The organism is Streptomyces sp. NBC_01433 (assembly GCF_026340105.1).
In the GTDB taxonomy this organism is placed as follows: Bacteria; Actinomycetota; Actinomycetes; order Streptomycetales; family Streptomycetaceae; genus Streptomyces.
Map to the genome: position 1 here is coordinate 46,807 of NZ_JAPEPM010000008.1, position 19,536 is coordinate 66,342.

General features: G+C 72.2%; 29 protein-coding genes and 1 pseudogene. All 30 read left to right on the plus strand.

Annotation, left to right across the window (positions count from 1 at the left end):
* Positions 1-266: 266 nt before the first annotated feature.
* The gene (locus OG413_RS45800; RefSeq protein WP_266815867.1) at positions 267-560 is read left to right on the plus strand and encodes a hypothetical protein; all 294 of its coding nucleotides are present in this window, start codon (positions 267-269) and stop codon (positions 558-560) included.
* Positions 557-913 (plus strand): hypothetical protein, encoded by a 357-nt coding sequence (locus OG413_RS45805; protein ID WP_266815868.1) that lies wholly within the window; start codon positions 557-559, stop codon positions 911-913. The genes OG413_RS45800 and OG413_RS45805 overlap by 4 nt, the downstream gene beginning before the upstream one ends.
* The gene (locus OG413_RS45810) at positions 910-1,392 is read left to right on the plus strand and encodes a hypothetical protein (protein WP_266815869.1); all 483 of its coding nucleotides are present in this window, start codon (positions 910-912) and stop codon (positions 1,390-1,392) included. The genes OG413_RS45805 and OG413_RS45810 overlap by 4 nt, the downstream gene beginning before the upstream one ends.
* On the plus strand, positions 1,392-1,613 hold the full coding sequence (locus OG413_RS45815) for a hypothetical protein (RefSeq protein ID WP_266815870.1): 222 nt from the start codon (positions 1,392-1,394) through the stop codon (positions 1,611-1,613). The genes OG413_RS45810 and OG413_RS45815 overlap by 1 nt, the downstream gene beginning before the upstream one ends.
* Entirely contained in the window at positions 1,610-3,052 is a 1,443-nt protein-coding gene (locus OG413_RS45820; RefSeq protein ID WP_266815871.1) for a hypothetical protein, read from the plus strand. Before OG413_RS45815 ends, OG413_RS45820 begins: the two co-directional genes overlap by 4 nt.
* Complete coding sequence (locus OG413_RS45825) at positions 3,052-3,426, plus strand: RRQRL motif-containing zinc-binding protein (protein ID WP_266815872.1); 375 nt, start codon at positions 3,052-3,054, stop codon at positions 3,424-3,426. The genes OG413_RS45820 and OG413_RS45825 overlap by 1 nt, the downstream gene beginning before the upstream one ends.
* Before the next feature lie 189 nt (positions 3,427-3,615).
* Positions 3,616-3,816: pseudogene (locus OG413_RS45830) on the plus strand (DNA translocase FtsK); the annotation flags it as partial.
* Positions 3,817-6,382: 2,566 nt separating this feature from the next.
* The gene (locus OG413_RS45835; protein ID WP_266815873.1) at positions 6,383-7,147 is read left to right on the plus strand and encodes a hypothetical protein; all 765 of its coding nucleotides are present in this window, start codon (positions 6,383-6,385) and stop codon (positions 7,145-7,147) included.
* A gap of 1 nt (position 7,148) precedes the next feature.
* Positions 7,149-8,072, plus strand: a complete 924-nt coding sequence (locus OG413_RS45840; RefSeq protein WP_266815874.1) for a hypothetical protein — start codon at positions 7,149-7,151, stop codon at positions 8,070-8,072.
* A gap of 2 nt (positions 8,073-8,074) precedes the next feature.
* Positions 8,075-8,266, plus strand: a complete 192-nt coding sequence (locus tag OG413_RS45845) for a DUF2304 domain-containing protein (RefSeq protein ID WP_266815875.1) — start codon at positions 8,075-8,077, stop codon at positions 8,264-8,266.
* A 175-nt stretch (positions 8,267-8,441) separates the two neighbouring features.
* On the plus strand, positions 8,442-8,621 hold the full coding sequence (locus OG413_RS45850; RefSeq protein ID WP_266815876.1) for a hypothetical protein: 180 nt from the start codon (positions 8,442-8,444) through the stop codon (positions 8,619-8,621).
* Positions 8,622-8,728: 107 nt separating this feature from the next.
* On the plus strand, positions 8,729-9,106 hold the full coding sequence (locus tag OG413_RS45855) for a hypothetical protein (protein WP_266815877.1): 378 nt from the start codon (positions 8,729-8,731) through the stop codon (positions 9,104-9,106).
* Between the two features lie 123 nt (positions 9,107-9,229).
* A complete protein-coding gene (locus tag OG413_RS45860) occupies positions 9,230-10,057 on the plus strand; it encodes a hypothetical protein (RefSeq protein WP_266815878.1) in 828 nt (275 codons plus the stop codon).
* A 119-nt stretch (positions 10,058-10,176) separates the two neighbouring features.
* Positions 10,177-10,419: a hypothetical protein gene (locus OG413_RS45865; RefSeq protein ID WP_266815879.1), complete on the plus strand. Its 243-nt coding sequence runs from the start codon at positions 10,177-10,179 to the stop codon at positions 10,417-10,419.
* Between the two features lie 76 nt (positions 10,420-10,495).
* Positions 10,496-11,143, plus strand: coding sequence for a hypothetical protein (locus OG413_RS45870; RefSeq protein ID WP_266815880.1), 648 nt, complete (start codon positions 10,496-10,498; stop codon positions 11,141-11,143).
* A 15-nt stretch (positions 11,144-11,158) separates the two neighbouring features.
* The gene (locus OG413_RS45875) at positions 11,159-11,698 is read left to right on the plus strand and encodes a hypothetical protein (RefSeq protein ID WP_266815881.1); all 540 of its coding nucleotides are present in this window, start codon (positions 11,159-11,161) and stop codon (positions 11,696-11,698) included.
* A gap of 35 nt (positions 11,699-11,733) precedes the next feature.
* Positions 11,734-11,907 (plus strand): pRL2-8, encoded by a 174-nt coding sequence (locus tag OG413_RS45880; protein WP_266815882.1) that lies wholly within the window; start codon positions 11,734-11,736, stop codon positions 11,905-11,907.
* 11 nt (positions 11,908-11,918) lie between these two features.
* A complete protein-coding gene (locus OG413_RS45885) occupies positions 11,919-12,701 on the plus strand; it encodes a hypothetical protein (protein WP_266815883.1) in 783 nt (260 codons plus the stop codon).
* 102 nt (positions 12,702-12,803) lie between these two features.
* Positions 12,804-13,022, plus strand: a complete 219-nt coding sequence (locus tag OG413_RS45890; protein ID WP_266815884.1) for a hypothetical protein — start codon at positions 12,804-12,806, stop codon at positions 13,020-13,022.
* An 86-nt stretch (positions 13,023-13,108) separates the two neighbouring features.
* Positions 13,109-13,744, plus strand: coding sequence for a GGDEF domain-containing protein (locus OG413_RS45895; RefSeq protein WP_323138048.1), 636 nt, complete (start codon positions 13,109-13,111; stop codon positions 13,742-13,744).
* 186 nt (positions 13,745-13,930) lie between these two features.
* A complete protein-coding gene (locus OG413_RS45900; protein WP_266815885.1) occupies positions 13,931-14,548 on the plus strand; it encodes a hypothetical protein in 618 nt (205 codons plus the stop codon).
* On the plus strand, positions 14,545-15,072 hold the full coding sequence (locus OG413_RS45905; protein WP_266815886.1) for an HIT family protein: 528 nt from the start codon (positions 14,545-14,547) through the stop codon (positions 15,070-15,072). Before OG413_RS45900 ends, OG413_RS45905 begins: the two co-directional genes overlap by 4 nt.
* On the plus strand, positions 15,069-16,016 hold the full coding sequence (locus tag OG413_RS45910) for a nucleoside 2-deoxyribosyltransferase domain-containing protein (RefSeq protein WP_266815887.1): 948 nt from the start codon (positions 15,069-15,071) through the stop codon (positions 16,014-16,016). Before OG413_RS45905 ends, OG413_RS45910 begins: the two co-directional genes overlap by 4 nt.
* The gene (locus OG413_RS45915) at positions 16,016-16,432 is read left to right on the plus strand and encodes an NUDIX hydrolase (RefSeq protein WP_266815888.1); all 417 of its coding nucleotides are present in this window, start codon (positions 16,016-16,018) and stop codon (positions 16,430-16,432) included. The genes OG413_RS45910 and OG413_RS45915 overlap by 1 nt, the downstream gene beginning before the upstream one ends.
* Positions 16,429-16,989, plus strand: a complete 561-nt coding sequence (locus OG413_RS45920) for a hypothetical protein (RefSeq protein ID WP_266815889.1) — start codon at positions 16,429-16,431, stop codon at positions 16,987-16,989. The genes OG413_RS45915 and OG413_RS45920 overlap by 4 nt, the downstream gene beginning before the upstream one ends.
* Before the next feature lie 92 nt (positions 16,990-17,081).
* The gene (locus OG413_RS45925) at positions 17,082-17,627 is read left to right on the plus strand and encodes a hypothetical protein (RefSeq protein WP_266815890.1); all 546 of its coding nucleotides are present in this window, start codon (positions 17,082-17,084) and stop codon (positions 17,625-17,627) included.
* 5 nt (positions 17,628-17,632) lie between these two features.
* A complete protein-coding gene (locus OG413_RS45930) occupies positions 17,633-17,983 on the plus strand; it encodes a hypothetical protein (RefSeq protein WP_266815891.1) in 351 nt (116 codons plus the stop codon).
* 71 nt (positions 17,984-18,054) lie between these two features.
* Complete coding sequence (locus OG413_RS45935; RefSeq protein ID WP_266815892.1) at positions 18,055-18,360, plus strand: DUF6247 family protein; 306 nt, start codon at positions 18,055-18,057, stop codon at positions 18,358-18,360.
* A complete protein-coding gene (locus OG413_RS45940) occupies positions 18,357-18,614 on the plus strand; it encodes a hypothetical protein (protein WP_266815893.1) in 258 nt (85 codons plus the stop codon). The genes OG413_RS45935 and OG413_RS45940 overlap by 4 nt, the downstream gene beginning before the upstream one ends.
* A gap of 272 nt (positions 18,615-18,886) precedes the next feature.
* Positions 18,887-19,375, plus strand: a complete 489-nt coding sequence (locus tag OG413_RS45945) for a hypothetical protein (RefSeq protein WP_266815894.1) — start codon at positions 18,887-18,889, stop codon at positions 19,373-19,375.
* The last annotated feature ends 161 nt before the right edge of the window (positions 19,376-19,536 follow it).

A 19,536-nucleotide genomic window follows, 5' to 3' on the forward strand; every position in this document is an offset into this window, starting at 1 on the left:
CGCGGCAGGACACCCGAGCGGTACCGCAAGTTCCTTGAAAACCGAATAGGTCCCGCCGAGAGCCCCACCGAAGGAGGTGATGGGGGCGAGGCGGAGCACGACCAAAAGGGCGGGCCCGAGTGGGCCTCTGCGGAGGTGGGGTGCGAATCCCTTCCCGTCCACGCACCAACTGCCATGCCCGAGCACGACGCGGCCCCCCGGCCAGCCTGCAAGCAACGACCGGGGAGCCGCACGGGCCGTCCATCCACGTGAGAGGAACCCGACCCGTGAACGTCATCGTCGCAGGACAGCGCATCGTGAGCGAGACCGAGTTCGTTGAGGCCGCGATCGGCTTCACGCCGACCGAGGACGACCTGGCGGCCTTCGCCGAGTTCGTCGCCGAGGGATACGGTCCCGCCGAACGCCGCAACGAGGTCGACGCCGAGAACGACTTCTACTTCCGCCGGCGCAAGCCGAGCCCCCGCCGGACCCGCCAGGCCCGCACCACCAACGTCGTCCCGCTCCCCCGGCCCCGCAGCAACGCCGGCCTCATCGAGGACCGGAAGGGGTGGGCGGCATGAAGACCCCCTTCGGAACGTGGATCTACCTGCTGCTCGTCGTCAGCGGCGCCGCCTGGGTGCTGGGACTCCAGACCGCCTGGTGGCAGCGCGCCCTGGCCGTGACCGCCGTGATCGGGCTGGCCGTCGCCGACGCCGCCCACACCGCGGTCATCTCCGAACTGCGCGAGCGCACCGCCCACGGACTCGACTCCCTGTCCACGTGGATCAGGGGCCCGCTCGCCATAGCGGGCGGCGCCTGGCTCACCGGCTTCACTCTCCCCGCCACCGGCCGCGTCGTCCTGGCGGCCGCCGTCCTGACCGTCATCCTCTTCGAGCGGTCGATGACCGCTCCGGTCGCCAGGACCGCCCCGTGAGCCGGGTGCAGCGGCTGGCCCGCTGGCTCCTGACCGCCGCCGTCGACGTCGACGGCATCCGCCTGATGATCCGCCAGCCGAAGCAGTGGCTGCTGGCCCGCGCCCACCACCCGTGGATCGGCCTCGCGCCGCTCGCCCTGATCGCCGCCGGCACATACGCCGGTCGGCCCACCCCGTTCTGGCTCTGGACGGTCGCCGTGGTCTACGGCGCGCTGTCCTTCGGCACCGACACGGTCGGCAACGGCGCCCACTCGCTGTGGCAGCGCGGCCGGATCTGGCAGGACACGATCTGCCCCTGCTGCGACGCCCCCGGCGACGGCGGCTGGTGGTTCGAGCACCCCGACCTCTCCCCCGACGGCCCCGAGGACCACGGGCTCACGCCCGATGAGACGCCCCGGCCGTCCCTGACGACGATCACGACCCCCCGCGAGCGGGCGGCCCAGGCCGCGTACGCCGCGACGAACCTGGAGGGCCACTGATGCCCAGCGCATTTATCGAGGAGAGGATCCCGACCCGCATCCGGGTCAGCGAGAACGAGGGCACCCGGTGGCTGCGCAGGGAGCTCGCGATGAAGACGGCCCGTGAGGCCCTGGTGGTCTTCGGTCAGTCGGACACCGAGGACCTCGCGAACGCCCACGCCACGGTGGTCGAAGTGCTCGCGGAACTGGTCGAAGCGATCACGCATGGGGGCGGACGATGAGCGAGGCAACCACCTACCGCGGCCGCGAGCAGATGGACGCGGTCAAGGCACGCGCGGCACAGGCCGAGGCCGCCGCGAACTCCCGGCGTACGAACGCACTGACCGGGATCGAGATCGAAGAGGCCCGCGCGAAGGCCGCCGAGCGCAAGGACCTGCGCAAGGCGGCGGCGAAGACCAAGAAGGCCGAGGAGCGGACGAAGCGCCGCGAGAAGGCGGCCGCCGCCCGCAAGGCCCGCAACGAGCGGCTCGCCGCCGCGATCGGCCAGCCGCTGCCGTGGGTGATGACGGTGGTCGTCACCTCGATCGCCTTCGCCTTCCCCGGGCAGTTCTCGGCGATGACCGGCCTCGGTGTCTTCTGGGTACTGGCGCTGCTGGTGCCCGTGTTCATCGAGGGCGCGACCTGGGCCATGGCCTGGATGCGCAAGTGGGCGGTGGAGAACCACAAGCCCGCCAAGCTCTACACGGTCATGACGTGGGTGTTCGCCCTGACGGCGGCCGCGCTGAACGCGTGGCACCACCTGGACGAGCCTCAGCTCGCGGTCGTGTTCGCCGCCAGCTCGCTGTTCGGCGTCGCGGTCTGGGACATCTACATGCACTCCCAGAGCCACGCGGCCGGCGGGCGCGACGCCGCCGACATCAAGCTCGCGCTGCAGCGCCGGATCCGGCACCCGAGGGTCTCGCGCCGGGCGTCGTGGCTGCGGACGGCGACGATCCCCGCGCTGAACGAGAGCGAGGCGTGGGCCATCGCGTGGCGGCAGGTGCGCGGCACCGAGCCGGGGCTGACGAAGCGGACGCTCAAGCGGCACAACAAGCTCGCCGAGAAGGTCGCCGAGCACGCGGAGAAGGCGTGCGAGCCGAGGCTGACCGCCTCGCTCGATCTGTTCGCCGCGCCGCTGGAGCCGGTCCGCGAGGTGCCCGCCGACAAGGCGTGGGCGATCGACCCGCAAGCCATCGCGCGCATCCTCGCGGACCCCGCGAACGCTGCCCGCACGGCTCGCGTGACGGCGTTCGCGAAGGAGATCAATTCGGCTAGCGACACAGCGGGCCAGAAGCCCGCGCAGGCCGCGCAGGAGTCCCGCACGCTCGCGGCGAAGCCGCAGGTCAAACCCAACAACCCCCCGGCCGCGCGAGGCCGGGAGAAGGGCATCCAGGAGGGTTCCGCGAAGCAGGCGCGCGCGGCCCGCACGCTCGCGGCGGAGACCGCTCGCGCGGCCACCCCGGAGCAGGCCGAGGCGGAGAAGCGCACGGCCCGCGAGTGGATCCTTGAGCAGCTGCGCGCGGGCCACGAGGTCGGCTGGCGCGACGTCCAGCGGTACTTCCAGAAGGACATCCCCGAGCAGCACATGCGCGTCATGCGCGGGGAGACCTGGTGCCGTACGCGGATCAAGGAGGCCGTCGCCGAGCACAGCGGTGACAAGCCCCTGCAGCTGGTCGGCTGATGGGACGCGGGTACGTCAGGTTCTGGGATCCGGACGCCGAGCGGTTCGAGATCCCGACGTGGCCGTGGAAGCTCGCACCGTCGCACCTGAAGACCCGCGACCAGCTGGTGGAGATGGGGCTGCGGCCCCATCAGCCGCCCGCCGGCCAGATCCTCTGGAACAACAAGAAGCTGGGCCTGCGCCGCGCGTACCTGTTCGACGTCGCGCTGGCGGGCCCGCCCAAGGAGCGCTCCCCCGGACAGGTCGCCTCGCTGGAGGCGGCCCGCCGCAAGCGCCGCACCTGCCCGACCTGCGGGGTGGTGCGCGAGTACACGATCTCCACCGCGCTCAAGGAGTGCGCCGTGTGCGTGGACGGCCTCGCGGCCGCCGCCTGAACCAACCGAACCGCGGGCTCCCGGCACTCACTGCCAGGCGGGGGCCGGGAGCCCGCACCCCGTACGACCCGACCACCACTTCCGCGCGGACCCCGGCACTCACTGCCAGGCGGGGACCGGGGTCCGCGCTCACCTCGCACAGGAGGCAGAACCAGCATGACTGAGATTGACGAGCGCCCGGTCACGACCGGCCAGGACCGCAACAAGGTGACGGAGGCGGTCGAGCTGGTCGTCTCCACCCAGTTCGGCTCCACCTCGATGCTGCAGCGCAAGCTGCGCGTCGGGTTCGCCGAGGCGACCGCGCTGATGGAGGCGCTGTTCCAGCTGAACGTCGTCGGCCCCTCCGACGGGTCCAAGGCCCGCGAGGTCCTGGTGAAGACCTGGGACCTGCCCGAGTTCCTGGAGCGACTGGAGGCCAACCCGCCGGCCCCGGTGCCCGCCCCGGCCGCGGGCGACGACGACGGCAAGGTCGTCACCCTCGCCGAGTACCGCACGGCGGCCGAACCCGAGGCGGCCGCGACCATCCCGCCCGTCGACTTCGCCAAGGCGGACGTCGTCTTCGACCAGGAGGCCGACGAGCTCCTGGACGACGACGAGGAGGACGACGAGGTCCTGGTCGACGAGGACGACGAGGACGCCGAGCCGCTGGCCCCGGCGGCGGAGGACTACGAGCCGAACTTCCGTGAGCGGCTGCGCGAGCTGCCGCAGATCCCGGCCACCTTCCGCTCGAAGTCGGCGTTCACCCAGTCGGTGCGTGACCTCGGCAACGACGCCAAGCACGGCGTCTTCCACGCGGTGACCCACTCGCCGAAGTACGCCGGGCGCGAGGTCAAGCGGGCCGCGAAGTTCTACGGGCGCGGGGTCGGCCACACCGCACAGTGGATCTACTCCCGGGAACACAAGCTGCTGGTCCAGCAGGCGTGGGCGGCCAAGCAGAAGAACGCCGCGCTGATCATGTCGACCACCAAGGCCATGTACAAGGAGCGCACCCGCCGCACGCTCAAGGCGTCGGGCCTGGCCCTGGCGGCTGCGGTCGTCACCGCGATCGAGTTCGGCGCGATCTGGTACTTCAGCCCGGACTGGATGCGGCCCTTCGTCTGGGGGCCGGCGCTCGCGGTGGTGACCACCCTGGTCGGCATCGGCGCGGTCGCCGAGCGCGTGCGCACCCGGGTCACTCCGGTCGAGGGCGAGGCGTACGAGGCGGATGTCTCGGACGACGACCCGTTCCCGATCAGCGATGCCCGCTCGCGCGCCGAGGCCGTCGACTGCATCCGCCGCACCCTGACCGCCAACGGCATCGCGGTCGGCGCGGTCGTCAGGCCGCACCGCCACAAGTGGGGCTGGGAGATCACCGTCCGGCAGAAGTCGGGCACGCCCGCCGAGATCGTCTCCAAGGCCGGTGCGATGGAGACCCCCCTCGGTCTCGGCGTCGACCGCCTCCTGGTCCAGCCGCACAAGGAGGTCCGCTCGGACTCCACCCTGCGCCTGGTGATGAAGAACCCGTTCGCCGGAATGGGCGAGCTGGAGAAGGTGAAGCCCGGCTCGCTGACCATCACCGAGCCGCTGCTGATCGCCCGCCGCATGGACGCCCAGCCGTTCCTGCTGCCCGCTCTCGGCTCTCACGTCCTGGTCGTCGGCGGTCCCGGTTCGGGCAAGTCGATGCTGCTCCGTGCGATCGGCAGCCGGATCTCGGACTGCTACGACGCGCAGCTGTGGGACGTCGACCCGGTCGGCCCCGGCCTGGACGCCCTGGGTCCGGCGGTCGCTCGAAAGGCCCGCAGCGAAAAGGCAATCGAGGCGCTGCTGGAAGACGCGCTGAAAATCGCACGGGCCCGCGCGACGAACGTTCTGGCCTGGGGGCACGGCGACAACTGGCGGCCCTCCGCCAAGGAGCCCGGCCTCATCGTGATGCTCGATGAGTACAAGTCCCTTTCCGCGTATGCGAAGGAACTGGTCATCGAGATTTTCGGTGTCGGCCGGAAATCCCGCGTCACCGTCATCATCGGCTCGCTGTACGGCACCGCCGACGCAATCGGCGAGGCCGTCGCCACGGCGGTTGCGGTTCGCATCATGCTGCCGAGCCGACACAAGGACATCGAGCTGGTCTTCGGGGCCGGCGCGGGCGGCCAGGGCTGGCGCCCGGACCGGCTGCACCCGCTGGTGGAGGGCGAGGACCCGAACAAGTCCGACGTCGGCTGCTGCTACATCATGGGCGGCGGTTCGCGAGAGCCGCTGATCTACCGCAGCTACCCGCTGGACCCGAAGGTCGCCTACGCCCGCGGCGTTGCCCGCGCCGAGGTCGGCCTCCCCCAGCTGGACCGCCGCACGCTCGCCGCGGCCGGGGTCAAGGCCCCGGAGCTCCCCAAGGTCGCCGACGTCCCGGCGCCCGAGGTCGAGGAGGAGGCGCAGGCCCTGGCCGACCCCCAGCTCGATCTGCTGATGGACACGCTGGACGGCATCGACGCGGTCGGCGCGACCAACAAGCAGGGGCAGGGCCGGGGCCACCTGGACACCCTCGCCGCCTGGCTGTCGGCGGAGTGGCCGGACGTCTACGGCGACTGGGACCAGGCCCGCCTGTCCAAGGAGCTCAAGGCCGCCGGCGCCAAGGTCTCCGGCTCCGTCCGCGTCGGCGACCAGGGCCCGCGCACCGGCGTGAAGGGCGAGGAGATCGCCGAGCTGATCAAGGAGGCCCAGGACGCGGCGGAAGCCGTCTCCGAGGACGAGAGCTCCTGATCTCCGATGTAGAACCGCAGGTCAGCGGCCTCTACGTGCCGCTCTACACCCTGCTCTCACCCCCTGGCCTGCTCTACGTAGAGCAGGCGAGAGAGCCGGGAGAGATCGCCGTAGAGGCCGCTGACCTGCGCGAACGTCCATGTAGAGCGGTTGTAGAGCGTCCGAGAGGCCCGAAAGGCCCGGAATGCTCCCGCGACTCCCCGTGATCTTGAAGGAGGCCCTGATGGGCGACGTGAGCACCGCCCGAGCCCGTACCGCCCCGGCCGCGAGGAAGACGGCGGTCAAGAAGGCGGCGGCACCCAAGACCGCCGCGACGAAGGCGGTCCCGGCCGCCAGGACGCCCCGGAAGGCGGCGGCCAGGAAGACCACCGCCCCCAAGCCGGATCCGGCTCCGACCGAGCCGACCGCGCTCGCCGAGGCGATCGCCGCCCGCCAGCAGCAGCCCGGCTTCGACGCCGAGCAGCTGCTCGCCAACTCCGCCCCGGCGGCACCGGCCAGGACGCCCCGGAAGGCGGCGGCCAGGAAGACGACCGCCGCCAGGAAGACGCCCGCCGCCCCGGCCGTGAAGAAGACCCCGGCCAAGAAGGCGGCGCCGAGGAAGAAGACGGCGAAGAAGCCGGTCCGCACCTCGGCGGCGAAGGCCGGCACCACCCGGGCCAAGAAGTTCAGCCAGCGCGTGAAGTACGCGAGGAAGCACCCGTTCACCGCCTCCCTCGCCGTGCTCCTGGTCGTCACCACGCTCACCTGGCGGGCGGCCAGGGGCGGCGGCCGCCTGCTGAAGTCCGGCGTCACCAAGGCGTGGGCGAAGGGCGAGGACGACCGGCTCAACCGCCGGGCCGCGAAGAAGGCCGCCGACGCCACCGCCGCCGGTCACAAGGGGTGCGCGGCCTGCAAGGGCACCGGCGTACTGCCCAAGCACAACGCCGACGGCACATGGGCCGGATCGATCCGCTGCACGAAGTCCGCCGCCCGCCGCGCGGGGCGCTGACATGGAGGACTGGAGCCCCGACAACCCGTTCGGCGCGATACAGCCGTACTGGCTGCAGGTCGAGGGCAAGTGGCGTACCGCCGACGTCCTCGGACCGTTCCTCGGCGAGTACGTCACCTGCCCGTTCTGCGAGAACCAGAAGGGCCTGATCTTCGAGACGGACTCCTCCCGGCTCGATGAGATGGCGGACATCACCTGCACCTGCGGACGGAAGTTCCAGGTGCTGGAGGTCCTCGGATACGACCTCCAGCAGCGCCTGGCGTTCCTCGCGGGCGAGGAGACCGACCCGGCCTGGACGGCGAAGGTCCTCGCCGAGGACCCCAACCACACCAGCGGCCCGCAGTCGCCCGCCGCCGACGACGAAGAGGCCGACGAGCCGAAGCCCGCCCCGGCCGCCGCCCGTACGCCTCCCCCGCGGATGCGGTCCGCCGGCCGCACCGAGAACCGCGGCGTCGTCGTCGGCCGGGGCGAGAAGGTCACCGGCCCGGTCCGCGCCAACGCCGGAAGCACCACCGGCGCCCGGCGGCCCGCCCCGAAGTCGTCGCCCCGGGCGACCCGCAGGGCCGTCGACGAGGCGACCCGCCCCGCGCCCGGCACCCGCGTCTACCGCAACGACGGCATCGTCAACACCGGCCTCCTGGTCGTCGGCGACAACAACCGCCAGGTCAACGTCCGCGCCGACGGCAAGGGCGGCGGCCAGGTCACCGTCGACGGCCAGCCGGTCACCTCCGGCGGCCGCGTCCCCCGCAAGGTCGCCGCCAGGGCCGAGCGCGCCGTCCGCGACGCCGTCCGCCAGGCCGGACAGGGCGCCGGCCCCGGCGAGGTCCGTATCCACGGCGAGAACAACAGCGTCGTCACCACGACCACCAGCGGCGACCAGGTCCAGGTCACCCGCTCCACCAGCAGAAGGAAGAAGGAGGACTGACCGTGCTGACCGTCTCCGCCGTCGTGGTCTTCGTGCTCGCCGAGATCGGGCTGATCTGGAAGGGCGGCCTGAAGTTCTGGCACGCCGCCGTCTGCAACATCGCCGCCCTCTACCTGGCCGCCACGTCCATGGGGCCGTCGGTGTACGGCGGACTGGAGAACGCCGCCAACATGCTCAGCGAAATACGTTTCTAGTTGGCTCTCAATTCCGCTAGCGGGAAAGCGAAGCGCAATAAGTCGCGGTTCGGCTGGGTGATCAGACCGCCGCCAGGCAACTTGTTCCGCTACCCGAATCCTCTGTCAGCGGATCGCTGACAGGGGAGGAATCCCGCTCCCACCTCGTGCAATGCAACGGAAGGGGCCCCATTCCGTGGGCGTCAAGTACGTGATAGTCGAGCCTGATCCGCCCGGCCCGCGCTGGAAGACGACCGCCGTCATCATCGGCGCGATCCTCCTGGTCGCGTATCTCCAGGGGCAGGACGGAGCGGCGGATCATCCGAAGCCGCGCCCCACGCCTTCGCCGAGCGTCAGCCGCAGCGCGACGCCGTAGCCCGGCCGATCCCGCCGGCCCCGGAGCGCCTCTCACCGTTCCGGGACCTGGCGGGGACGCCCGGTCACCCCCGACCGGCCGCCCTTCGCCCGACGAAGGAGTACACCGTGTCCGTCTCCGACTTCCTCGCCCGTCTGCAGGGCAAGCGGGCCGCGTACGACACCACCGACGAGGTCGTCCAGCTCCTGGACGAGCAGTACGGCCGGGTGCGCGACGCCCGGCTCCCGGTCCACCTGCAGCGCGCCGCGCACCTGGAGCAGCTGCTCTCCTTCCAGCCCGGCCTGGTCGACGCCCGCGCCAAGACCGCCGACCTCGCGCTGTACGCCGACGCGCTGGTCACCGCCGCCCGCAGCAACGGGCACGACGAGCTCGCCGAGCGCCTGGTCGACGTCGTCGAGTCGCTGCACGGCGCGGTCGCCGAGCTCGCCGCCGCCACCCACGCCACCGTGCCCGTCCCGCAGGTTCCGCTCGCGTACGCCGCCTGACCTGCACCAACAAAAAAAGCATCCTCGAAAGATGCCGAACGCTTGAAACGCATCCTTCAAGGATGCATTATTGGTTGTGCGGGGGCCGCCCGGCCCCCGCACTCTCCTACCAGGGAGCTCACCTTGAGCACGCAGAAGATGCACACCGCCACCGCCACCGGCCCGGTCGAACTGGACCTGTCGGTCTCCAACGGCCGGATCAACGTGCACGTCAACCCGGCGGCCGTGAACGCCACGGTCACCGTGCACACCGCCGCCGAGGACGGTCCGATCGCCGACGCGGTCAACGACACGAAGGTCACCGAGCACGGCGGCAAGCTCACCGTCTCCGTCCCCGACGACATGGCCGGCGGCATCGGCGGCACCAACGTCGTCCAGGTCGGCGGCTCCACCTTCTCCTTCGGTGGCGGCGTGGTGAACACCGGCACCATGACCGGCGTGACCATCAGCGACGGCGACATCTGGATCGGCGGCCAGCGCGTCGTGGCCAACGGCCAGGTCGTCGCCGAGCAGGGCGCCAAGGTCGGCGGCGGGACCGGCACGATCACGGTCGACGTGGTCCTCCCGGCCGGGTCCTCGCTCGCGGTGAGCACGAAGAACGCCGAGACGACCGTGCGCGGCGACCTGGAGGCGATCCGCTTCGACGCCCGCAACGGCTCGCTGCAGGCCGGGGGCGTGAAGGTCCTGGAGGCCGAGACCCACAACGGCTCGGTCCTGGTCGACCGGGTCGAGGAGGAGCTGGAGGCGTCCACGCACAACGGCTCCATCACCGTCGGGGCCTACAACGGCCGCCGCGGCTCCGCCCGGACGCACAACGGCGACGTGAACATCAGCGCCACCCCGGCGTCCTCCGGCAAGCTCGCCGCCCGCACGCACAACGGCAACATCCACGTGCGCGGCGCCGGTCACCTGGACCTGAAGACGTCCACCCACAACGGCCGCGTCTGGTAGTTCCGCCCCGGGGCGGCCGCCAGGTCGCCAAACTCACCGGCCGCCCCGGGCCTCCCAACCCGCTCCAACAGGAGCAGGGGGCAGACACATCGTCCCTCGAATCCCTCCTGGAGCCAGCCATGACCCCACGCCCCGACGACGAGGCCCGCACCGAACTGCGGGACCTGGTCGCGAAGGCCAGCCAGCGCCGCGAGACCGAACGCGAGCGAGTGGAGACCGAGTTCTGGCAGGAGATCGACCGCCTGCAGGGCCGGTACCACGGCGCTCAGCAGGACATCGCCGACGCCCTGGACGTCAAGCGCAACCAGATCCTCCGGCAGACCAAGCGCTACCGGTCCGCCGAGGAACCTGCCGCCGACTGATCCCCGGCCGCCGCCCCGCCCCTGGCCCTCCCGGGCCGGGGCGGCGCCCGCCGGGAGACGCCCCGAGGAGGGCCCGATGCCGCAGTACCCCCCGGCTCCCGGCGAGATGCCGGCCCCGAAGACGCCCGCCACCTTCCTGCGCGAGCACGCCGCGTACGTCACCACCGCCGTCTCCGCCGGCACCCTGCTGACCCTGGCGAGGATCTGGAACGAGCAGGGCGCCGAGCACAGCACCGGAGCCGCGGCCCTGATGCTCGCCTTCGGCGGCGCGTCCGGTCTGTTCGCCGTCCGCCTGGACGACCCGACCGCGCAGGCCGTCTTCGCCTCCGGCGCGATGACGTTCGGCGCGCTGTCGGTCGGCGTGTACTCCGACCCCATCGCCCCGGCCCTGATCATCTGGGCAGTCGCCCTGATCACCTCCTGCGTGATGATCGGCCGTTCCCACCGCACCGACCACCGCGTCCAGCGGGCCCACCTCAACGACCTGCAGGCCCGGAACCTGGAGCGCAACGCCGATCTGTCCATCGCGAAGATCGAGGCCAGCGCCCTGGTGGACGCCGCCCGCGAGCAGTCCACGCTGATGGCCGCCCTGGAGGAAGCCCGCGCCCACCGCAGCGCGCTGGACGAGAACGGCGCGGTCGACCCGATGGCGATGCTCCGGGCCACCGGCCAGCTCCCCAAGCTCTCCGTCGTCCACGACGACGCCGACCGCCGCACCGCCTGAGCCGGGGAGATCGAGATGATCAGCGTCACCAGCCAGAACGTCTCCTTCGGCCACCGCAGCCTCGCCCGGCACGCCGAGCGGGCGGCCGCCCACGCCGCTGGGATCATCAGCTCCCATTTCGGCCCGCTGCCCGGTGTCCAGGTCCTCGTCTCCAGCCGCACCGACGCGCTGGCCGACTTCATCCACGAGTCCAAACTCGCCCTGCTGCCCGGCGCCGAGCTCCGCGAGGTCGCCCAGCAACTGCGCTGGGAGCGCCGGGGCCTGCGCGGCAAGTACGGCGCCACCGAGCTGTCCGCCGGCGGAATCGTCCTGGCTCTCAACCTCGGCAAGGCCCGCACCGTCGCCGACGTCAACGAGACGCTCACGCACGAGCTGGTGCACGCCTACCAGCTCTCCGGCGACGACGCCCGCGAGGAACACCTCGCCTACCTGCGCTACGGGTTCGAGATCGAGCCCCTGCCCCGCCGCAAGGTCCGCGCCTACGAGCGCGTCATGGACCGCCGCGAGCGCGAGGCCCGCGACGCCGAGCGCCTCGCCTCCCAGATCCCCGCCTGAACCCGCACGTCACCCCGCCGAACAGGAGATATCCGATGGCGAGCAAGCAGGCCCTGAACCCGCCGAAGGGCGAGTGCACCCAGTGCTGGCTGCACGCGTACGACAGCCGCGCGCAGCACAAGCACCTCAAGCCGCGCGAGGACTGCCCGGCGTGCGTCGACCACATGAACAACGGGCACGGCAACATGATCGTGGGGGCCAACCGATGAAACTGCCCTGGATGAGCCGCGCGGACAAGCGGCGCTGGCGCTCCGCCGAGAACCTCCAGGAGCTCGGTCACCTGGTGGCGTCCTGGCTGATCGGCGACCTCGCCAGCCAGCCCGGCTACCAGCCCAACTACGGGCCCGACGAGGAGACCCAGCACCTCATCCCGGTGCTGGTCGCCGTCAACCGGCTCGGCTTCGTCACCGACTCCTCCCAGCCCGGATTCGCCGGGTACGGCTACGACCACCACTGGTGGGAGCAGCGCGCCGCCGTCTCCGGCCTGGTCGACGACCCCGAGCTGCGCGACCGCCTGGTGGCCGCCGCCGAGGTGGCCGGCCTCACCGTCGTCCAGCACGACATGACGCCCCGCCGCCACGCCGAGGGCGTGCCCGTCACCCGCTCCCTGGGCCGCGCCCGTACCCACTTCGGCGGCTTCCTGCCGGTCCGCGATCTGCGCACCGTCTGGCAGCCGGAGATCATCGGCCGCCGCGCCTTCGACAAGGTCGCCGCAGCCTGGCAGTTCACGCTCATCGACCCCGAGTGGGGCCGCGACGACGTCCTGTGGGAGGCCCTGGCGGAGGTCGTGCGCCAGTACCGCCTCGAAGCCGTCGAGGCGAAGGTCCAGGAGGCCCGCCGGGTCCTCTCCCCCGATCACCTCGTGAAGCGTTACGCGTTTCCCGACAGGGCGGTTGGCCTGCTCAAGGAGCAGCTCGACACCGAGCTGGACGCGGCGATCGACGAGGCGAAGCTCAGCGGCTGCACCGACGCCGACATCGAGCTGGTCACGCGCGGCGGCTGATCTGTCCCTCCCCCGTGCCGACCGGCGCCGCGACGGGCCGGGCGGTGCGGGGGACCGGACAGCCCGGTACCCCGACGAGATCAGACAGAGGAGGTGGACGCCATGGCGCACTGGGAGATCAGGATCCCCACCGTCACCGCAGACCAGCGAGACGGCGTCCAGGTATTCACCTACAGCGCCGAGCGGTATCCGCTGCAGCTCCTGGCCAAGCGCCAGGCCCGCGCGGACGTCGCCAGCGCCGACGCCATCCGGCACCGCCGGGGCGCGACCGCCAAGCCCGACGCCATAAGCGTCGTGTGGCACGAGACGTACGAGTTCTGAGTTCGCCCCGGGGCGGCCGTCCTACGGCCAAGCAGACCGGCCGCCCCGGGCCCATCCATCCCGTACGAGACGAGACGGAGACCCTCATGATGACGCAATCGGAGCTCGCCTTACAGCTCCTGATCCCGCTCCTGGCGGGAGGGTGGGCGCTGCACGCGCACCGCCTCTACCGGCGTCTGCACCGCGTCCGCCGCGACCCGTTGACCGGGCTTCTCACCCGGGACGGCTGGAGCCGCGCCGCGAACCGCGTCATCCGCCGGCACCGCGGCGCGACCGTCCTGCTTGCCGACCTCAACGGCTTCAAGGCCGTCAATGACCGCCACGGCCACGACGCGGGCGACGCCGTCCTCGCGGCCGCCGGCGAACGGCTCGCCGCCTGGTGCGGCAAGAACGACGTCGCCGGACGGCTCGGCGGAGACGAGTTTGTGGCGGTCCTCGCCGAGGACACCCGCCTCCCGGACCGGCTCGCCGACCTGGCGGAGCTCCTGCGTCAGCCCGTGGCCCACGGCGGAGAGCAGCTGCGCGTCGGCGCCTCCATCGGCGCGGCCCGGCTCGCCGAGCTGGACACCCCGACCCTCGCGGCCGCGCTCAAGGCCGCCGACAGCGCGATGTACCGGATCAAGGGACGCACCCGGGGCGGCCGCCGCCTCCTGGTCCCCGCCCTCGCGGCCGCCCGCCGCCTCCCGGCCGCGCTCGCCAACCGCTTCCGGCTCGCCGCGTAGAAGCCCGACCCGGGCGCCCGCACAGGGCGCCCGGGTCGTCGGCTCCGCCGCGCACCCGGTCTGATCTGCACCCGAAGAAAAAGCATCCTCCAAAGATGCCAACCCCCTAGAAATGCATCCTTCGAGGATGCATTATTGATGTGTGGGGGTCACCCGGCCCCCACACTCTCCGATCAAGGAGTTCGTATGTCCGACCGCTTCCGCGCCATCGAGGGCCTGGCCTTAGTCGCCACCCTGACCTCGGTCTTCGGGGAGATCCACCCGCTGTGCGACCAGTTCGTGCAGAACAGCCACGACGCGTCGACCAAGGGGATGCACGGCGACCACCTCGTCTACCGCGCCGACGGCTCCCCGGTCGAGGCGGACCCGTGGCGGCACGGCAAGGACGGCAAGACCTGCACCGCCAGCGCGTACGGCCGCCGCTCGGTGAGCCGACACGTCGCCAGTTACAGCGCCGTGCAACTCGCCTCCACCCTCGCCGTCACCCGCACCCTGGGCTACCGCGTCCCCGCGGCCGCGCTCCTGACCGGCGCCGCGATCAACGCGATCACCCACGGCATCATCGACCGGTGCGACCCGCTGCTCTGGCTCGCCGAGAAGACCGGCAAGGGCGGCTACATCAAGCACGCCACCGTCGTACGCAAGACCGGCGGCGAGGGCACCGAGTACCCCGAGCCGGTGCAGGACGTGTCCGGTCCCGGCACGGCGCTGATGGAGTTGGACCAGGCGGCGCACCGCGCGATCGGCGTCGCCGCCGCGCTGGTCACCACCTGGATCACGCTCCGCAAGGGCGGCCGCCGATGAGCGCCGACTGCACCTTCTGCGCGATCGTGGCGGGTGAGCTCCCGGCGACGGTCGTCCGCGAGTGGGACGACACCGTGGCGATCCTGCCGCGCGGCGGCTGCACCGAGGGGCACGTCCTGGTCATCCCCCGCACGCACGTCGCGGACGCCGGGGCCGACCCGGAGGTGACCGCCCGGACCATGGCCCGCGCCGCCGAGCTGATGGCGGAGCACGAGGACGCGAACATCATCACCTCGAAGGGGTCGGTCGCCACGCAGACCCAGTTCCACCTGCACGTCCACGTGGTGCCCCGGGTCGAGGGCGACGGGCTCGCGCTCCCCTGGACCGGCCAGACCGACTGGGACCGGCTGGTCGCCGAGCGGGATGCCGCCCTCACCAAGCTCAGCGTGCTGGCCGACCGGGTCGAGGACGCGGGCAGCATGATGGTCACCGACTACGTCCGCGAGGCCCTGGAGGGCGGCACCGCCCGCTCGGTCGCCCAGTACGTCCGCGCCCAGCAGGAGGCGGGGGTGTTCGACGCATGAGCCGCCACGCGCCCACCGTCGTCTACGCCCGCGAGCCGATCCCCACCTCCGGCCCGAGCGTCTTCATCGCCGGACCGACCCCGCGCGCCGGCGGCGACGTCCCCTCCTGGCGGCCCGCCGCCATCGAGGAGCTCGCCGCCCGCTGGACCGGCGAGCAGCCGCTGACCGTCCTCACCCCGGAGTCGCGCGGCGGCGTCCGCGCCAAGCACTACGACGACCAGGTCGGCTGGGAGACCGAGGCCCGCGCCGCCGCCGACGCGATCCTGTTCTGGATCCCCCGCGACCTGGTGACGCTCCCCGGCTTCACCACCAACGTGGAGTTCGGGTTGGACGTCCAGAGCGGCAAGGCCGTCCTCGGCGCACCGGCCGACTGCCCCAACCCCGAGCGCAACCGCTACCTCGTCTACGTCGCGAAGCGGCACGGCGTCCCCGTACGGGACACGCTCGCCGACACGGTGGCCGCCGCCCTGGACATCGTCGCCGCGCGCCAGGAGAACCGGCTGTCGGCGGACCGGCAGATCGTCAAGGTGCGGGCCGCGGCCGCCGTCGTCCGCCTCGGACTTGAGCAGCTGCTCGCCGAGGCCAAGGACACCGCCGGCCCCGCCGTCCGCGTCGAGATCCTGCGCCTGCTGCACCGCGACGAGGACCAGGCGGCGGGCGTCCTCGGACCGCTCGGCGACATCGTCACCGCGCTCAGCACCTCGGCGGACACCGTCGACGAGCTGGACGAGGCGGCGGCGTACATCCAGGACTACGCCGGGCAGCGCATCGACCGCGCCGTGGCGACGCTGAGCCGCTCCCTGGTCTGTCAGGTGTGCGGTCAGCAGAAGCCCGACGTCGAGGTGATGGACGACCCGTTCAGCAAGGCCCTGGACCCCGACGAGGACCACGAGCAGATGACCCTCTGCAGCCTGTGCGCCCGCGACCGTTTCGAGGAGAGCTGATGCCCGAGGAGACCCGCTACACCGCCGACGTTGTGATCATGACGCCGGACGGGCACGTGCTGCTGATCGAGCGCGACTGGGAGCCGTACGAGGGCCAGTGGGCCCTCCCGGGTGGCCACCAGGACGAGGGGGAGACCAGCCGCCTGGCGGCCGCCCGCGAACTCCTGGAGGAGACCGGGGTCCGCGTCGACCCCGACCAGCTGCGCATGGTCGGCACCTGGGACCAGCCGGGCCGCGACCCGCGCGGCAGGTACAGCACGGACGCCTACCTCGCCGTCGTTCCCGCCGGCACCCCCATCGTGGCCGGGGACGACGCCCGTACCGTCCGCTGGTGGCCCGCCACCGGCCTCCCGGCGCAGCTCGCGTTCGACCACGCCGAGATCCTCACCGCCGCCTTGACGGAGGTGAACCGGTGAGCGCCCGCGCGATCCTCACCCCGAAGACCGAGCCGGTCGGCGCCGACGGATACACGCTGCGCGAGCGGTCGTGGAAGCGCGAGGCCGACAAGCACGTCCAGGCGCTCAACGTGCTGCTCGCCGAGCGCGGCGCCCCGATCCGCTTCGGCTACCCGGCCCCGGTCGCCGTCCCGTTCGACGGGCCCGGCCCCGACGAGGCGTACACCGGGGCGCTGCCCCTGGACGACGAGCTCGCCGACGTCCTGGCGCTGTCCACCGCGCTCCTGCAGGCCGCCCGCACCGGCACCGAGGACATCGCGGACGAGCGGACGTTACTGCTCAAGCGGGCGGCGCTCACCGACCGGCTCGCCCTGGCGACCCCGCACGACACCACGGCGCAGAGCCGGGCGATCCGCGAGGCGCACATCCTGATGACGTTCGACGTCGTCCACCACACCGGCCGCGGCGAGTTCGCCGCCGACTCGATCGAGGCCGACGGGGCGGGCGGACCGCGCGCCTACGTCCGCCAGGAGTACGCGGCCTGGCACGTCCCGATCCCCCCGGGCGAAGGCATCTGAGCTGTTCGCCCGCGCACTGTTCCAGCCGCACGACACAGTGAAGCCGGGGGCCGCTGATATCGGCCCCCGGCTTCACCATGAAGGGAACCACGATGACCCCGCCCACCGACTCGCCCACCCGGATTCGCCGGATCTACGACGGCCACGCCGGGCTGTACGCCGACAGTCTCGTCACCGAGGCCGCGACGCTCCTGGACGCCTACCTCGCCACCGCCGAGCAGCACGGCCTGGACCGCAAGGCCGCCGACGAGGACGGCTGGCTCGCCCTTTCCGCCGCCGAGGCGATCTCCCGGAAGTACAGCCGGCCGAAGACCGAGCGGACCTCCACCGAACTGAGCCAGCTCGTGCGCGAGCTGAACACCGCGCTGACCGCCGAGGGCCTGGAGGTCGCGCCCACCCAGATCCGGATGGGCACGGGCGTCGCCCCGCTGCCCGGCGGCCCGACCTGGGGCATGAACGGCGGCCTGACCGTCGCGCTCTACTCCGACAGCGGGTGGCACCTGATGGTCAACGCCGCCCGTACGACGGTCCACACGATCTACGCCCCGGACACCACCGACGGCACCCGCGAGGTCGCCCAGCTCGTGCACGGCGTACTGCGCGGCGACATCGCCGACCCGTTCCGCCGGAACCGGTGACCGCCGTGACCGACACGAACGGCATCGACGCCGCGGCGGCCATCGGCACGTACTTCGCCGAGCAGACCGCGCAGGCCCGCGCCGAGGCGGAGAAGGCCAACGCCGCGCTCGCCGAGGCGGAGCAGGCGGCCGCGGCCTTCGCCGAACGGCAGGAGCTCCCGCCGGCGGTCGGCGCGATGAAGCAGGGCTGGGAAGTGGCCGCGTGGTTCACCGACCGGTCCACCCGGATCGCCTCCGACGCCATCGACGGCAAGGCGACCCGGGAGCAGTACGACCAGGCCAAGGCGGAGCGGCAAGCCGTTCTCGACTGGCTGGACGCGAACGGGTACGAGGTGCCCGGCCCGTACCGGAGCTGACACCCGGCCGGGGACTCGACTGGCCCCGGCCGCGCCCGCCAGACTCGACAGCACGAAGGAAGGAATCCGGCATGAGCGCTCAGCCCGTACATCACCACCAGGCCCCGCCGGCCCCGGGCGCGGCCGCGCACCTGCGCAGGCAGATCACCGAGCACGACGCGGCCGCGCGGTGGCTTCCCGCGTTCGAGCGGGAGTGGTCGAACGCGCTGGAGGAGTCGCGCCAGACCTTCGACCTCACGGCGCTGCACGAGGTCGTACGCGAGTGGCAGGGGCGCCTGTCGACCTCCCCGGCCGTCGCCGCGTTCGTCGCGTCGGGGTGCGAGGACACCGACGACACGGTCGCCCTGGAGGACGTCATCGGGGCGGCCCGCCGGTGAGCGATGCCTGGCCCGCCCGGCTCGCGCCGCCCGCCTCCACCTACCTCGCCGCCCTCGATCCCGCCGTCCAGGAGATGGTGCGCGACGTGCTCGACATCGCGTCGCGCTCGCCGTGGTCCTGGCCGCAGTGGGACCGCACCGACCCCGAGGGCGAGGACCTGCGCAGGGCCTCGATCGGCCCGCTGACCGTCGTGTACTTCGTGAACAGGTCGCTCGGTCACCTTCGCGTCATCGACATCGTCTGGGTCGGATAGCCGACCCGCCCGCCGCACTCCAAGGCCCCTGCTCCGCACCGGATCTCCCGGTCGCGGAGCAGGGGCCTTTTTGCGTTCCGGGCACCACGCGCCCGGCCGGGAATCCGGGCCGCCGCCGGGCACCACGCCCGCCAGACGGAGCCGGAATCAAGATCGTTGCCCGCCAGGCGGGAGGGGCCGAAGTTGGGCGCCCCACGGCCGCCCGAGATGGCGTAGGCCGGGTAAGGCTGCGTGATCACGCAGCCCCTCAGACCCTCGGAAGGACCCCTGATATGTCAGACCCGCACAACATCGTCTACGGCCCGGTCGGGCGGACCACCGCCGCCGTGCAGGCGACGCTGGAGGGAGGGAACGCCTTCTACGACCAGTTCGACCCGACCATCGCCGCACTGCACACGGCGCTGGACCAGCTCGTCTACAGCCACTCCGGGGAGGACGCCCCCGAGGCGAGCTGGGTGCTCCGCCTGGACCGTGCCGAGCCGCCGGCCGACGAGGTCGACGGCGCGTGGGCGACTCCGGGACCGGCCACCGTGACGGTGGCCGTCGGCCAGGGCGCGACCCACATCGACGTCACCCATCCCCCCGAGGACGACGAGCCGCCGCTGACCGTGCCGCTTTCGACGGAGGTCACCGAGCAACTGGTGTTCGTGGTCCTGGCCCTGGTCGAGAACCACTACCGCGCACAGCTGTCGGCGGAAGAGGACTGCCTCCACTGCGGGGGCAACGGCCTCGCCCGCCCGCTGTGGGAGCCGACCTCTTGAGCACCCGCCGGCCTACGCCGTGCGGCACGCCTTCCGCGTGCCGCACGGCGGCCTCGGCCCTCTATCACACACCCCCTGGACCACGGTCTGACGACCGCATTCCAGGTGTCCGGCTTCGCCTTGACCGGACCGATTCCCCGCACCGCTGTACCGCGCTTTCA

Bases quoted from the DNA above. Each gene is read 5' to 3' on its own strand.
- OG413_RS45805 (WP_266815868.1), top strand. From the start codon at position 557: ATGAAGACCCCCTTCGGAACGTGGATCTACCTGCTGCTCGTCGTCAGC.
- OG413_RS45815 (WP_266815870.1), top strand. From the start codon at position 1,392: ATGCCCAGCGCATTTATCGAGGAGAGGATCCCGACCCGCATCCGGGTC.
- OG413_RS45820 (WP_266815871.1), top strand. From the start codon at position 1,610: ATGAGCGAGGCAACCACCTACCGCGGCCGCGAGCAGATGGACGCGGTC.
- OG413_RS45825 (WP_266815872.1), top strand. From the start codon at position 3,052: ATGGGACGCGGGTACGTCAGGTTCTGGGATCCGGACGCCGAGCGGTTC.
- OG413_RS45835 (WP_266815873.1), top strand. From the start codon at position 6,383: ATGGGCGACGTGAGCACCGCCCGAGCCCGTACCGCCCCGGCCGCGAGG.
- OG413_RS45840 (WP_266815874.1), top strand. From the start codon at position 7,149: ATGGAGGACTGGAGCCCCGACAACCCGTTCGGCGCGATACAGCCGTAC.
- OG413_RS45865 (WP_266815879.1), top strand. From the start codon at position 10,177: ATGACCCCACGCCCCGACGACGAGGCCCGCACCGAACTGCGGGACCTG.
- OG413_RS45870 (WP_266815880.1), top strand. From the start codon at position 10,496: ATGCCGCAGTACCCCCCGGCTCCCGGCGAGATGCCGGCCCCGAAGACG.
- OG413_RS45875 (WP_266815881.1), top strand. From the start codon at position 11,159: ATGATCAGCGTCACCAGCCAGAACGTCTCCTTCGGCCACCGCAGCCTC.
- OG413_RS45880 (WP_266815882.1), top strand. From the start codon at position 11,734: ATGGCGAGCAAGCAGGCCCTGAACCCGCCGAAGGGCGAGTGCACCCAG.
- OG413_RS45885 (WP_266815883.1), top strand. From the start codon at position 11,919: ATGAGCCGCGCGGACAAGCGGCGCTGGCGCTCCGCCGAGAACCTCCAG.
- OG413_RS45890 (WP_266815884.1), top strand. From the start codon at position 12,804: ATGGCGCACTGGGAGATCAGGATCCCCACCGTCACCGCAGACCAGCGA.
- OG413_RS45895 (WP_323138048.1), top strand. From the start codon at position 13,109: ATGATGACGCAATCGGAGCTCGCCTTACAGCTCCTGATCCCGCTCCTG.
- OG413_RS45900 (WP_266815885.1), top strand. From the start codon at position 13,931: ATGTCCGACCGCTTCCGCGCCATCGAGGGCCTGGCCTTAGTCGCCACC.
- OG413_RS45905 (WP_266815886.1), top strand. From the start codon at position 14,545: ATGAGCGCCGACTGCACCTTCTGCGCGATCGTGGCGGGTGAGCTCCCG.
- OG413_RS45910 (WP_266815887.1), top strand. From the start codon at position 15,069: ATGAGCCGCCACGCGCCCACCGTCGTCTACGCCCGCGAGCCGATCCCC.
- OG413_RS45915 (WP_266815888.1), top strand. From the start codon at position 16,016: ATGCCCGAGGAGACCCGCTACACCGCCGACGTTGTGATCATGACGCCG.
- OG413_RS45925 (WP_266815890.1), top strand. From the start codon at position 17,082: ATGACCCCGCCCACCGACTCGCCCACCCGGATTCGCCGGATCTACGAC.
- OG413_RS45935 (WP_266815892.1), top strand. From the start codon at position 18,055: ATGAGCGCTCAGCCCGTACATCACCACCAGGCCCCGCCGGCCCCGGGC.
- OG413_RS45945 (WP_266815894.1), top strand. From the start codon at position 18,887: ATGTCAGACCCGCACAACATCGTCTACGGCCCGGTCGGGCGGACCACC.